At 73.5% G+C, this 13,087-nt stretch carries 12 protein-coding genes; 4 read left to right on the forward strand and 8 right to left on the reverse strand.

Annotated features, from left to right (window positions below):
• Positions 1 to 15: 15 nt before the first annotated feature.
• From AB0M11_RS32000 to AB0M11_RS32010, 3 genes are all read right to left on the reverse strand, one after another.
• Positions 16 to 1,068, reverse strand: coding sequence for a Zn-dependent alcohol dehydrogenase (locus AB0M11_RS32000; protein WP_365711625.1), 1,053 nt, complete (start codon positions 1,066 to 1,068; stop codon positions 16 to 18).
• The gene (locus tag AB0M11_RS32005) at positions 1,068 to 2,222 is read right to left on the reverse strand and encodes an acyl-CoA dehydrogenase family protein (protein ID WP_365711626.1); all 1,155 of its coding nucleotides are present in this window, start codon (positions 2,220 to 2,222) and stop codon (positions 1,068 to 1,070) included. The genes AB0M11_RS32000 and AB0M11_RS32005 overlap by 1 nt, the downstream gene beginning before the upstream one ends.
• A 307-nt stretch (positions 2,223 to 2,529) precedes the next feature.
• The gene (locus AB0M11_RS32010) at positions 2,530 to 3,444 is read right to left on the reverse strand and encodes an SDR family NAD(P)-dependent oxidoreductase (protein ID WP_365711627.1); all 915 of its coding nucleotides are present in this window, start codon (positions 3,442 to 3,444) and stop codon (positions 2,530 to 2,532) included.
• Between the two features lie 86 nt (positions 3,445 to 3,530).
• On the opposite strand from AB0M11_RS32010, the gene AB0M11_RS32015 reads away from it, so the two are divergent.
• Complete coding sequence (locus AB0M11_RS32015; RefSeq protein WP_365711628.1) at positions 3,531 to 4,466, forward strand: cyclase family protein; 936 nt, start codon at positions 3,531 to 3,533, stop codon at positions 4,464 to 4,466.
• A 346-nt stretch (positions 4,467 to 4,812) separates the two neighbouring features.
• On the opposite strand, the gene AB0M11_RS32020 is transcribed toward AB0M11_RS32015, so the two are convergent.
• From AB0M11_RS32020 to AB0M11_RS32030, 3 genes are all read right to left on the reverse strand, one after another.
• On the reverse strand, positions 4,813 to 5,298 hold the full coding sequence (locus tag AB0M11_RS32020) for an ATP-binding protein (RefSeq protein ID WP_365711635.1): 486 nt from the start codon (positions 5,296 to 5,298) through the stop codon (positions 4,813 to 4,815).
• Between the two features lie 552 nt (positions 5,299 to 5,850).
• Entirely contained in the window at positions 5,851 to 6,723 is an 873-nt protein-coding gene (locus AB0M11_RS32025; RefSeq protein WP_365711629.1) for an acyl-CoA dehydrogenase family protein, read from the reverse strand.
• A gap of 6 nt (positions 6,724 to 6,729) precedes the next feature.
• A complete protein-coding gene (locus AB0M11_RS32030; RefSeq protein ID WP_365711630.1) occupies positions 6,730 to 7,860 on the reverse strand; it encodes an acyl-CoA dehydrogenase family protein in 1,131 nt (376 codons plus the stop codon).
• 141 nt (positions 7,861 to 8,001) lie between these two features.
• Between AB0M11_RS32030 and AB0M11_RS32035 the strand changes: the two genes are divergently transcribed.
• Positions 8,002 to 9,672 (forward strand): AMP-binding protein, encoded by a 1,671-nt coding sequence (locus AB0M11_RS32035; protein ID WP_365711631.1) that lies wholly within the window; start codon positions 8,002 to 8,004, stop codon positions 9,670 to 9,672.
• Here AB0M11_RS32035 and AB0M11_RS32040 read toward each other — a convergent pair.
• Both AB0M11_RS32040 and AB0M11_RS32045 read right to left on the reverse strand, forming a co-directional pair.
• Positions 9,656 to 10,168, reverse strand: a complete 513-nt coding sequence (locus AB0M11_RS32040) for an EF-hand domain-containing protein (protein WP_365711632.1) — start codon at positions 10,166 to 10,168, stop codon at positions 9,656 to 9,658. The genes AB0M11_RS32035 and AB0M11_RS32040 overlap by 17 nt on opposite strands.
• Before the next feature lie 167 nt (positions 10,169 to 10,335).
• Entirely contained in the window at positions 10,336 to 10,710 is a 375-nt protein-coding gene (locus AB0M11_RS32045; RefSeq protein ID WP_365711633.1) for an STAS domain-containing protein, read from the reverse strand.
• 391 nt (positions 10,711 to 11,101) lie between these two features.
• Between AB0M11_RS32045 and AB0M11_RS32050 the strand changes: the two genes are divergently transcribed.
• Both AB0M11_RS32050 and AB0M11_RS32055 read left to right on the forward strand, forming a co-directional pair.
• Positions 11,102 to 11,683: a sigma-70 family RNA polymerase sigma factor gene (locus AB0M11_RS32050; protein ID WP_365711634.1), complete on the forward strand. Its 582-nt coding sequence runs from the start codon at positions 11,102 to 11,104 to the stop codon at positions 11,681 to 11,683.
• A gap of 53 nt (positions 11,684 to 11,736) precedes the next feature.
• Positions 11,737 to 12,957, forward strand: a complete 1,221-nt coding sequence (locus tag AB0M11_RS32055; protein ID WP_365711636.1) for a maleylpyruvate isomerase N-terminal domain-containing protein — start codon at positions 11,737 to 11,739, stop codon at positions 12,955 to 12,957.
• Positions 12,958 to 13,087: the final 130 nt, after the last annotated feature.

The following is a 13,087-nucleotide window of genomic DNA, read 5'->3' on the forward strand; positions in this document are numbered from 1 at the left end:
GACCACCCCGCGCGCTCACCGGAAGGTCAGCACCCCCCGCGCCACCCGCCCCGCCTCCGCGTCCGCGCGGGCCTTCTCGAAGTCCTCGATCGGATACGTCGCGGTCACCAGCTCGTCGAGCAGCAGGCTTCCCTGGCGGTACAGGTCGGCGTAGAGGGCGATGTCGTGCTGCGGGCGCGAGGAGCCGTACCGGCAGCCGAGGATGGACTTGTCGAGGAACATGGAGGCGACGACGAAGGACGCCTCGGCGGTGGCGGCGGGCACGCCGAGGAGGACGGCCTGGCCGTGCCGGTCGAGGAGGTCGACGGCCTGCCGGACCAGTTCGACCCGGCCGACGCACTCGAACGCGTGGTCCACCCCGGTCGGCAGCAGGTCCTTGACGGCCTCCGTCGAGGTTAGGAAGTCGGTCGCGCCGAACTGCCGGGCCACCCCCTCCTTGGCCGGGTTGGCGTCCACCGCCACGATCCGCAGCGCGCCCGCGATCCGCGCCCCCTGGATGACGTTCAGGCCGATCCCGCCGGTGCCGATGACCAGCACGGTGTCACCGCGGTCGACACGGGCCCGGTTGAGCACCGCACCCACCCCGGTCAGCACCCCGCACCCGATGAGGGCGGCCGAGGTCAGGGGGATGTCCTTCGGGATCCGTACCGCCTGCACGGCCTTGACGACCGTCCGTTCCGCGAAGGCCGAGTTGCACGCGAACTGGTACACGGTCTGCCCGCCGCGCGTGAACGGCTTCTGCGGCCGCCCTATGGCCTTACGGCACATGGTCGGCCGGCCCCGGTCGCAGTCGGCGCAGGCACCGCAGTTGGCGAGCGTGGACAGCGCCACATGGTCGCCCGGCGTCACATGGCTGACGCCCATACCGACCGCCTCCACCACACCCGCGCCCTCATGCCCGAGCACCACAGGAACGGGGAAGGGTATGGTCCCGTCCACCACCGACAGATCGCTGTGGCAGAGCCCGGCCGCCGACACCGCGACCAGCACCTCACCCGGCCCCGGCTCCCGCACCTCGAGATCGTCGACGACCTGTACCTGTTTGCCGTCGAACACGACGCCACGCATCACGACTCGACCCCCTTCGGCTCCCTCGGCAGACCGAGCACGCGCTCGGCGATGATCGTGCGCTGGACCTGGTCCGAGCCGCCGTAGATGGTGTCGGCCCGGGAGAAGAGGAACAGGTGCTGGGCGGCGTCCAGTTCGTACGGCGCGGCGGGCGACCAGCCGACCGGGCCGACGCTCGCTGCCGCGCCCCGCACCAGCACGGCGAGCTCTCCGAGCCGCTGGTGCCAGCCGGCCCACAGCAGCTTGGCCACACTCGGGGCGCCGGGCTCCGCTGCCGAACTCCCCAGCGTCCGCAGGGCGTTCCACCGCATCACCCGCAACTCGGCCCACTGCCGCACCAGCCGCTCCCGGACGACGGGATCGTCGACGGCGCCGGTCGCGACCGCGTCCCGCACCACCCGCCCCAGCTCCTGAGCGAACCCGATCTGCTGGGCGAGAGTGGACACCCCCCGCTCGAACCCGAGCAGGCTCATCGCGACGCGCCAGCCGTTGCCCTCGCCGCCGACCACGTGCTCCGCGCGCGCGTGCGCGCCGTCGAAGAAGACCTCGTTGAAGTCGCTGGTGCCGGTCATCTGCCGGATGGGGCGGACCTCGACCCGGCCCGGCTGGTCCATGGGCACGAGCAGGAAACTCAGGCCGTGATGGCGTCGCGAGCCCGCCTCGGTCCGGGCCAGCACGAAGCACCAGTCGGCCTCGTGCGCGAGCGAGGTCCAGATCTTCTGCCCCGTGATGCGGAAGCCGTCCCCCTCCCGCACCGCCGCGGTCCGCACCCCGGCCAGATCGGACCCCGCGCCGGGCTCGCTGTACCCCTGGCACCACAGCTCCTCACCGGCGGCCACCGGCGGCAGGAACCGCGCCTTCTGCTCCGCGCTGCCGTGCGCGATGAGCGTCGGGGCCAGCAGGTTCTCCCCGATGTGCCCGGAGCGGGGCGGCGCGGCCGACCGCGCGTACTCCTCCGCCCAGGCGACCTGCTGCGTCAGCGTGGCGGTCCGGTTCCCGTACCCGCCCTCCGGCCACCCGATCCCGATCCACCCGTCGGCCCCCAGGGTGCGCTCCCAGCTCCGCCGGTCCACCCCGGACCCGGCGTGTGCGTCGAGCCACCCCCGGACCTCCCGACGAAACTCCTCGTCCTCCGGCGCTGCGCCGAAATCCACGGTGACCTCCAGAGATGCGTCGGGACTACGACCCGTACGAAAACCGCCGGCAACCACCGCGGTGGCTCACCGTCGCGGCGGAGAAGGAACTGACCAGCCGGCCCAGCGGCACGAGGAACCGCGCAACCACCCCCCACGCACCCACCCCCGCGCCCCCACCGCACCCCGTCAGGGGCACAGGGAACCGCGCGACCACCCCCCACACGCCCGCACCCGCACACCCACCGCACCCCGTCAGGGGCGCGGGGAACTGCGCGACCAACCCTCACGGCGCCGCACCCGCGCACACACCGCACCCCCCTGCCCACTAGGCGTTCGGCCGGTTTCCCGTTCGCGCCGCCGCCTCCATCGCCGCCAGCTGCGCCAGCATCGGCATCGGATCGGTCCCCACGCCCCCCGGCAGCGCCTGCGCGATCCGTTCCGGCGTCCAGGAGCCCCCGTCGGCGTACGCGGCCCGCAACTCCCTCGGCTGGGCCCATACCGCGATCTTCGGGCCGGCCACCGTGTAGACCTGCCCGGTGACCCCGGCGTCCCGCGCCGCGTCCGACAGCAGGTAGACCACGAACGCCGCCACGTCCTCCGGCTCGCCGATCTCGGTCAGTTCCGTCGGCACGCCCGCCGACATCCTGGTCCGGGCCACCGGCGCCACCGCGTTCGCGGTCACCCCGTACTTGTGCAGGCCCAGCGCGGCGCTCCGCACCAGCGAGATGATCCCGCCCTTGGCCGCGCTGTAGTTGGCCTGCGAGACCGACCCCTGGTGGTTGCCGCTGGTGAAGCCGACGAGGGTGCCGGCGCGCTGCCCCCGCATCACCGCCGACGCCGCCCGGAACACCGTGAACGTGCCCTTGAGGTGGGTGGCGACCACCGGGTCCCACTCCTCCTCGGTCATGTTGAACAGCATCCGCTCGCGCAGGATCCCCGCCACGCACACCACCCCGTCGAGGCGGCCGTACGACGCCAGTGCCGTGTCCACGACCCGTTGGCCGCCCGCCATCGTGGAGATGTCGTCGGCCACCGCGACCGCGTCCCCGCCCGCCGCCTCGATCTCTTTGACGACGGCCTCCGCGACCTCGCTCGTGGGCGAGGCGCCGTCGACCGCGACGCCGTAGTCGTTGACGACGACCTTCGCCCCCTCGGCCGCCGCCGCCAGCGCCACCGCCCGCCCGATGCCGCGCCCCGCACCGGTCACGGCGACGACCTTGCCTGCCAAGAAGTTCCCCACGCCCGGCCCCTTCCCGCGGTTTCTGACGGACCGTTAGATTTTATGACCCGTCAGATGTGCGGACACAAGGCCTGGGGAGGACCCAGATGTCACTGCCGGCGCTGCATCCCGCGTTCCACGACATCGCCAAGCGCGTCAACAACTGGGGGCGCTGGGGTGCCGACGACGAGATCGGCACGCTGAACCTGATCACCGACGAGGTGGTGCGGGAGGCGGCGGCCACCGTCCGCAGCGGGCGGCGGGTGCCGCTCGCCCTCCCGCTGAAGGAGGACGGCGTGCAGACCGGGATGATCCCCGGGCGGGTCAACCCGCTGCACGCCATGGTGCAGATCAACCAGGAGCTGTTCGGCCCGGGGACGGTGGCGTGCAGCGACGACGCCGTGACCATGGGGCTGCAGGCCGGCACCCACTGGGACGCGCTCACCCATGTCTCGCACTCCGGGAAGCTCTACAACGGCCGTCCGGCGGACACGGTGACCGCGCACGGCGGCGCGGAGTTCAGCGGGATCGCCACGGCCCGGCACATCGTCTCGCGCGGGGTGCTGCTGGACGTGGCACGCGCGCGTGGCGTGGACCGGCTGGAGGGCGGCCACGCGGTCACCCCGGAGGACCTCGACGCGGCCGAGGAGCTCGCCGGGACGACCGTCCGCGGCGGTGACATCGTCCTGGTGCGGACCGGGCAGGTGCAGGTGTACCTCGCCGGGGACAAGCACGGGTACGGCTATCCGTCGCCGGGCCTCTCGGTGCGCACCCCGGAGTGGTTCCACGCGCGTGACGTGGCCGCCGTCGCGAACGACACCCTCACGTTCGAGATCTTCCCGCCCGAGATCGAGGACCTGTGGCTGCCCGTGCACGCCCTGGACCTGGTGGAGATGGGGATGCTCCAGGGCCAGAACTGGAATCTCGAAGAGTTGTCCACAGCCTGTGGAGAAACCGGCCGGTACACGTTCCTGCTGTCGGCGATGCCCGAGCCCTTCGTCGGGGCCACGGGCACGCCGGTCGCCCCCGTGGCCGTCCTCTGAGAGCCGCCGAGCGCCTGCCCGGCACCGCCGGAGGCCGTCTCTTGAAAGCCGGTGTCACGCCCGAGGGGGCGTGACACCGGCCCTCCCCCATTCCCCCCTGCATCCGAACGGCCGCGCGCACCGGCCCGCCCCGAGCCCGGTCCCGCGCGCCGCCGTCCGGCTCGACCCACACTCGGCGAGGGCGCCCGTCACCATGCCCTCGCCGTCCCCTCGCGGCGAATCGCAGACCTCAAGCGTGAGCACACGATCACAAGGCGTCAACACCCGTGCGAGGCTTCACGGCTTATGCCCGGTTCACCCTGGGCGCGCACGGATGCAACCCCCGGCGCATGGCCGCACGGCCGGATCACACCGCCTCGAAGGCCAGCCCTTCGTAGGAGGCCGCACCGCGCCCGTACGCCACCGCAGCGCCCTGTCCGGGCTGTGCGCACCGGTCGAGCTCGCACCAGATGCGCTTGCCGGCGCCTTCGGGACTCCAGCCCCAGCGGTCGGCGAGCCCGTCGACGAGGGCGAGGCCCCGGCCGCCGGTGGCGTCACCGTCGGCACACCGCGGCACAGGCGCGCGGTCGCTGGCGTCGGCGACCTCCAGCCGTACGGTGGCCGCCTCACCGCCGTCCGCACCGTCCGCGCCGTCCGCGCCCGGCAGGGAGAGCCGCAGCACGGCCGGGCAGCCGGTGTGCACCACCGCGTTGGTGACCAGCTCGGAGACGAGCAGGATCAGGGTCTCGGCCAGCGGCTCGTCCGCCGCTATACCGGACCCGGCGAGGCGCGAGCGCGCCCACCTTCTGGCCCGCCCCACCTCCGCGGGGTCGGGCCGGATCTCCAGCTGCACTTGAAGCACCTGCACCGCTCACACCATCCGAACCGGCGGACACATGAACCCGCGCCGAGCGGCCGCCGCGGCGCGGGCCGCGACGACTGGGACGACGAGGGCCACGATCGTAGCCATTTTCTGCATGGCCAGAACAACGGCCAGAGCAAGGGTCACGGAACGTGATTCCCTTACGAGACAGCATGGTTGACGTACAGTCACCCCAACAAGCGCTTCGGGCATATTCCAGCGCGAAGGAGTACGCCTGCGGCATACTGTGCGACGCTCGTGGCGGGGAGTCGAACAGGCGGGGACGCAAGCCCTTACCGCCCTGCGAGTGGCGGGGCACGCCTTCGATGACGGGGCCGCTTCGACGGCACCGCCGGCATGGCTCGTCCTCGGAACCACTCGCATCCCACAGAAGGTACCCGAGGGGACAGCCGACTCCAGGCCGTGACGAGTCACGCGTTGGACACAACCAGGTATCAACGCTCCGTGACTCCGGTATGCCACAATCCGCGACATCCCGGCCGTCCAGACCATGAATCCGCAGACCAGGGCCGTTTCGAACGCTCAGCCGAGCAGGTCTGCGGCGAGCATTTCCTCACGCTCAGTATTCACTCCGCCACGCTGCGCCCGCACCCATGTGCGTTTCAGATGCAGCTGCACCTCCGACTCCCACGTGAAGCCCATCCCGCCGTGCACCTGCAGGCAGTCCCGGGCGCCACGCACCGCCGCCTCGTCGGCGAGCAGCCGGGCCGCCGCGATGTCCACGGGGTCCCCGGTCACGGCGGCCGCGTAGACGGCCGCCCGCGCGGTCTCGGCCCGCACCAGCATCTCGGCGCACAGGTGCTTGACCGCCTGGAAGGCCCCGATCGGCTGCCCGAACTGCACGCGGGTGCGGGCGTGTTGCACGGCGAGCTCGCACGCGCGCGTGGCCGTGCCGAGCTGCTCGGCGGCGGTCAGGAGGACGGCGAGGGGGTCGGGCGGCGTGGCGGGCCGCCCCGGGATCCGGTGCAGGGGCGTCAGCGGGTCCACCGAGCGCACCGGTACGGCCCCGGAGGCGTCCCCGGTCACCGCGTCCGCCTCGGCCAGCCACTCGGCCAGGCCGCCGTCCACCCGGGCCACCACGGTCTCCCCCGTGGCCGCGCCGGGCACCGCGGCCGCCGCGAGGTGGGTGGCCACCAGGGGACCGGGCAGCAGCGCCCGCCCGGCCTCCTCGAACAGCAACACGGCTTCCGGCAGGCCGAGTCCGACCCCGCCGTCCGCCTCGGGCAGCCGCAGCGCGAAGAACCCGGCGGCCCCCAGCTCCCGCCACAGCCCCCGGTCGAGCCGCGCCGGCGCCCCGGCCGCCGCCCGCAGCGCCGCACCGTCGAACCGGCGCCCGAGCAGCTCCCGCATGCCCGTGCGCAACGCCTCCTGGTCGCGGGTCAGTCGAAAGCGCACGTCCGCTCACCGCCCCTTCGGCAGCCCGAGGATCCGCTCGGCCACGATGTTGCGCTGGATCTGCGAGGTCCCGGCGGCGATGGTGTACGAGAGCGAGGAGAGCCGGTCGAGGACCCAGGGCCGGTCCAGGTCGAGGGCGTCCGGGCCGAGCACGGCCGCCGCCGCGTCGTACAGCTCCTGCCGCGCGTGCGAGTAGCGCAGCTTGAAGACGGACCCGCCGACGCCCGGCACGCCCCGTCCCTCCGCCTCGCTGACGTTCCACTGGGTGAGCCGCCACAGCGCCCGGAACTCGGCGTTCAGGCGGCCGAGGCGGCGGCGCAGCTCCGGGTCGTCCCAGGCGCCGCTGCTGCGCGCCGCGCGCGCGAGGTCGCCCAGCACCCGGCGGCAGGCGACGACCTCGCCGACGAAGGCGGTGCCGCGCTCGAAGGAGAGGGTCACCATGGTGACGCGCCAGCCGTCGTTCTCGCCGCCCACCCGGTTGGCCACGGGCACCCGCACCTCGTCGAGGAACACCTCGGCGAACTCGGCGGACCCGGCGAGCGTGCGCAGCGGCCGTACGGTGACGCCCGGCGCGTCCATGGGCATGGCCAGCCAGGTGATGCCCCGGTGCCTGGGCGCCTCGGGGTCGGTGCGCACCAGCAGCTCGCACCAGTCGGCGACCTCCGCGTGCGAGGTCCAGATCTTGGACCCGCTCACCACGTAGTGGTCGCCGTCGCGCCACGCGCGCGTGCGCAGCGCCGCGAGGTCGGAGCCGGCGTCCGGTTCGCTGAACCCCTGGCACCACACCTCGTCGCCGCGCAGGATCGGCGCCAGCCAGCGGGCCCGCTGCGCCTCGGTGCCCTCGGCGGCGATGGTGGGGCCCGCGTGCAGCAGGCCCACGAAGTTGGCGCCCACATAGGGCGCGCCGGCCCGCTCGGTCTCCTCCAGGAAGATCAGCCGGGTGGTCGGAGAGGCGTCCCAGTGCACGTCGGCGTACCCGGCGTCGTACAGGGTGCGCTGCCAGCCGAGGTCGAAGGCGCGGCGGCCCGGCCAGTCCTCGGGGCGCGGCTTCGGCGGGAGGCCGGGCAGCACCTTGGCGAGCCACTCCCGCAGCCGCGCCCGGAAGTCCTCCTCCTCGGGCGTGTACGACAGGTCCACCGGCAGGCACCCCCACGAAGCTGATGGTTCGTCAGACTGCGTCAGCCCTCGCAGGCTAGCCCCGCACCCCTGGACCGACAAGGCGCCGGCCTCTACGATCTGACGACTCGTCAGCTCACGGAGCGAGCAGGGGGCCCGGCCATGGACGACACGCACGCCACCGCGCACGGACCGGACGCCGTCGCCCACGGGCCGGACACCGTCGCCAACGGACGGGACACCTCCACGCACGAGCCGGACACCGCCACGCACGGGCCGGACGCCGTCGCGCACGAGCTGAGCGCCGCCCCGACCCTCTGGGACCTGGCCGCCCGGCGCGCCGGACTCACCCCGGACCGGCCGGTGTTCCTCCAGGGCGACCGCACCCTGACCTTCGGCGGGCTGTGCGCACGCGCCGAACGCGTCGCGGCCGGGCTGTACGGCATGGGCGTCCGCCCCGGCACGGTGGTCGCCTGGCAGCTCCCCACCCGGATCGAGACGGCCGTGCTGTCCTTCGCACTGGCCCGGCTCGGTGCCGTCCAGTCCCCCGTGATCCCCTTCTACCGGGACCGCGAGGTCGGCTTCGCGCTGCGCGAGTCCAGGGCCGAGTTCTTCGCCGTGCCGGGCGTGTGGCGCGGCTTCGACCACACCGGGATGGCACGGCGGCTGGGTGCGAAGGGGATCTTCGAGGCGTACGACGAACTGCCCGACGGCGATCCGGCGGTGCTGCCCGCCCCGCCCGCCGAGGGCACCTCCGTCCGGTGGATCTACTGGACCTCGGGAACCACCTCCGACCCCAAGGGCGTTCTCCACACGGACCGCTCGCTCATCGCGGGCGGTTCGTGTCTCGCGCACGCGCTGCGGCTCACCGCTGAGGACGTGGGCTCGATGGCCTTCCCGTACGCGCACATCGCGGGCCCCGACTACACGGTGATGCTGCTGCTGTACGGCTTCCCGGCGGTGCTGTTCGAGCAGTTCGCGCTGCCCGACGCACTGCCGGAGTACCGCAGGCACGGGGTGACGGTGGCGGGCGGGTCCACGGCGTTCTACTCGATGTTCCTGGCGGAGCAGCGCAAGCAGCCCGGGGTGCCGGTCATCCCCTCGCTGCGGCTGCTGGCCGGCGGCGGGGCGCCCAAGCCGCCGGAGGTGTATCACGCGGTGGTGCGCGAGATGGGCGTGCAGCTGACGCACGGGTACGGCATGACCGAGGTCCCGATGATCACTATGGGGGCGCCGGACGACACCGCGGAGAACCTGGCGACCACCGAGGGGCGGCCGCCGGCGGGGATGGAGATACGGATCGCGGACGGCGGCGAGGTGCGGCTGCGCGGCGAGGCGGTGTGCCGGGGCTACCTGGACCCGGCGCAGTCCGCCGCGGCCTTCGACGAGGACGGCTTCCTGCGCACCGGTGACCTGGGCCGGGTGACCGGGACCGGGCATCTCGTCCTGACCGGCCGGCTCAAGGACGTGATCATCCGCAAGGGGGAGAACATCTCCGCGAAGGAGATCGAGGACCTGCTCGCCGCGCATCCGGCGGTGGCCGACGCGGCAGTGGTCGGGCTGCCGGACGCGGAGCGCGGGGAGTTGGTCTGCGCGGTGGTCGAACAGCCGCCGGGGGCGGTCGTGTTGACGCTCCCGGAGGTGGTGGCGTACCTGCGCGCGGAAGGGCTGTCGGTGCACAAGCTGCCGGAGCGGCTGGAGGTGGTGGACGCCCTGCCGCGCAACGAGACGCTGCGCAAGGTGCTCAAGTACAAACTGCGCGAACGGTTCTCCGAGGTGGTTCCCGCCCCCGGCCCCGCCCCGGCTTCCGGGGGCGCTACTCCGGGATCGTGAAGTAGCGGGCGAACGCCGGGACGATCTCGGCCTCCGCGACCCTGCCGTCGCCGTCGATGTCCAGGCCCGACGCGATGGCCCGCGCGAGCTCCGGGGCCACGCCGAGGACGCGCAGCACGCGCGCGGTGTCGTCGACGGTCGCCGTGCCGTCGCCCTCGGTGTCCGCGAGGGCGAGGGCCGCGTGCAGGAAGGGGCGGGCGATCTCGCCGAACCGCTCGGGGTTGTCGTGCAGCCGCTTGACCGCGCCGCTCACGAACTCCTGGCGGGTGATGCGCTGGTCGCCGTCCCGGTCCGCCATGCCGGCCATGCCCTGCCAGAAGGCCTCCGCACCGGCGTACAGCGCCTGCCCCTTGTCGGAGCGGGCGGCGGCGCCGAACTCGGCGAGCAGCGCCTTGGCGGCCACGTTGAAGTCCTCGCGGTCGATCCAGCCGTTGCCGTCCTGGTCGAAGGTTGCGAACCGGGCGGCGATCCGTCGCTCGTACTCGGTGCTGACCATGTCTGTTCGGGCCGCCTTACGTGACGTGGGGGTTCATCTCGCAGGGAGCGTACGACGCGGCGGCGGCCGCGGAGCACGAAAACGACGGTTGTGCCAAGACCGGGGGAATTCCGGGACAACAACGTGGCACTGTCGTGATCGTCGGCTGTACGGTGCGCGAGCCGTGGTCAGGCCGAGAGCGGGTCCGCCTCGTCGGAGGTCGCGCTGTCGACGTCGGCGTACACGTCGAACAGCCGTCGCACGCCGAGGGCGCCGAGCACCCGGTTGACGTGAGAACCGTCACTGGTGCCCCGGGCGGGCAGGATCAGCCGCAGCCGGCCCCGGCAGGAGCGGATCAGGCGGCGGGCGGCGATGAGGACGCCGACCCCGCTGGAGTCGCAGAAGAAGACGTCGGAGAGGTCGAGGACCAGGCTGTGGTGGCCGTCGGCGACCACGTCGTGCACCCGCTGGCGCAGCACGGGCGAGGTCATCAGGTCCAGTTCGCCCGACACCCCGAGCACGGCCCACTCGCCCTGTTCGACGCCGGTCACCTTGAAAGCCACGGCTCAGCCCTCCGCTCGCCGGATCTCCGGAACCGCCCGGAAAGGGAGCCAGTTCCTACGCTTGCTTGTCGCGCGGCTGCCCAGCGGCCGTTCCCCGAAACCCCGCACGACAAACGACTTTCGATCATATAAGGACTTGTTTCGGTCACCATCGATCCTGTTCGATCAGAAGGAGTGTGTGTCGGCCGGACACATGTGGAGAGCAGAGAAACAGCGGAACGGCAGCGGGGCAGCGACGCGGCAACGGAGCGGCGCAGGGCAGCGCCCCCTACCACCCGCGGTCCGTCAGGGGGCGCGCATTGCCATAAAGGGGCGTGCGTTGCCGGACGTGCCGACTACATTCGAGGAGACGGTGGAGACACGCTGGACACGGGCACGGGGAGGGGGCCGCATGGCGAAGAAGGACGTACCGCCCCGCTGGGACCGCAAGATGCAGCAGCGGCTCGCACGCGGCGAGGCGGCCGCCCTCGGTGAGCTGTACGACCGCTTCGCCTCGCTCGTGCACGGGCTCGCGCATCGCGTCCTCGGCGACGAACGGGCCGCCGACGGCATAACCCGCGAGGTCTTCGCGCAGGTCTGGGAGCATCCCGACGCCTACGACCCCCGGCAGGGGCCGTTGCGTTCGTGGCTCGCCGCGCTGACCCACCGGCTCGCCGTGCAGCGCCTCAGGGCCACCGAGGCCGCCGCGCTCGGCCCGGGCGACAGCGGTTCCCCGCAGGCCGCGGCGGAGCTGGAGCGCAAGGTGCGGCGGGCCTCCGTGGCCGCACGCGCCGACTACATCGTGCACTCCATGCCGGCCCCGCTGCGCGCCGCCCTGGAGCTGGCCTACTTCCAGCGCCGGGACTACCGGCAGACCGCGGTGGACCTCGGCGTCACCGAGGACGAGGCCCGCCGCCGACTGCGTCTGGGCCTGCAACTGCTGTCCACCGCGCACGACGCCGGGGCGCCGCCCGGACCCGGGGGTGGGGTGTGACCGGCGCCGACTTCTTCGGGGCGCGCGACGGCGCCGGGGACGGGACCGGTGACGTGCCGCGCGACGGCGGCGGCTTCGGCCGGCCGCCGCGCATACCGTTGCCCCGGGCGTCCGTCGAGGACGGCGGGCAGCCGCTGCCGGAGCCGGCCGGGCCGCCGCCCGCAGCGCTGGAGCTGTCGCACGACGTCCTGAAATCGCTGCTCGGCGCGTGGGCGCTGGCCGCGTGCTCGACGGCGGAGTCGCTCGCCGTCGAGGCCCACCTCGGCGACTGCGGGGGCTGTGCGGACGAGGCGCGGCGGCTGCGCGAGGCCGTCGGCCTGCTGCACCAGCCGGAGAGCCTGGACCTCGACCCCGGCCTGCGCACCCGGGTCCTGGAGGCCTGCCTGGACCGCCGGCCGGCCAGGATCCCGGTCCCCGCGTGGGCGGCGCCCTACGACGCGGAGACCGCCCGCCTGGACGCCCTGCTCCAGGACATCGGCGAATCGGAGTGGCACGCGCCGGTGCGGCTGCGCTGGTTCGACGGCCAGGCGGCGGCGAGCCGCCGGACGACGGTCGCCGGCGTGATCGCGCATCTGCTGACCGTCGACGGGCTGGTCGCGACGGCGCTGGGCCTCGACGACCCGCTCGGGGAGACCGGGGCGCGGGGCCCGGCCGCCCGCACCGAGGCGTTCTGGCAGGCCTCGCGCTTCCCGCCGACGCGCGCGCTGCGGGTTCCCTGGCGGGAGCAGAGCCACCGGGTCGTGCAGACCGTCTCCTTCACCGGCGGCGGCGCCGGGCGCCTCGGGGTGTCGTACGGCGACTTCGAACTGCCGTTGCACGACGCGATGCTGGACCGCGCCTTCGAGTGCTGGGTGCACGCGGAGGACATCGCGGAGGCCGTGGACTATCCCTACGGGCCGCCGGCCCCCAGGCACCTGCGCGGGATGATCGACCTCGCGGCCCGGATGCTGCCCGCGGTGCTGGCCGAGCGCCGGCGGGCGGGGCTGGCGGCGCCGGGCCAGACCCCGCACCTGGTCCCTGCGGGACGGCCCGGCCGCAGCCTGCGGCTGGAGATCGAGGGCGACGGCGGCGGCGAGTGGCTGATCCCGCTGGACTCGCCCGGGGCGGTGGGCTCCGCGGAGTTCGAGGTGGCGCACGTGGCGCTGGACGACGTGGAGTTCTGCCGGCTGGCCGCGGGCCATGTGCCGCCGGAGGAGGCCGCGGCGGGGCAGCGGGGGGATCGGGCGGCGATCAGGGACGTGCTTCTCGCCGCGGCGAGCCTGAGCCGGATGTAGTGGCGTTCGCCCAAGGGGCGGGGGGTTCCGTCGTACGGCGGGTGCAGGTGATTCCTGGCTGGTCGCGCAGTTCCCCGCGCCCCTAAAAGAAGGGGGCACTGCAGCAAGCATAATTTATTGGGGCGGGGTA

The sequence above is a fragment of the Streptomyces sp. NPDC051987 genome (assembly GCF_040680735.1).
Taxonomy (GTDB): Bacteria; Actinomycetota; Actinomycetes; order Streptomycetales; family Streptomycetaceae; genus Streptomyces.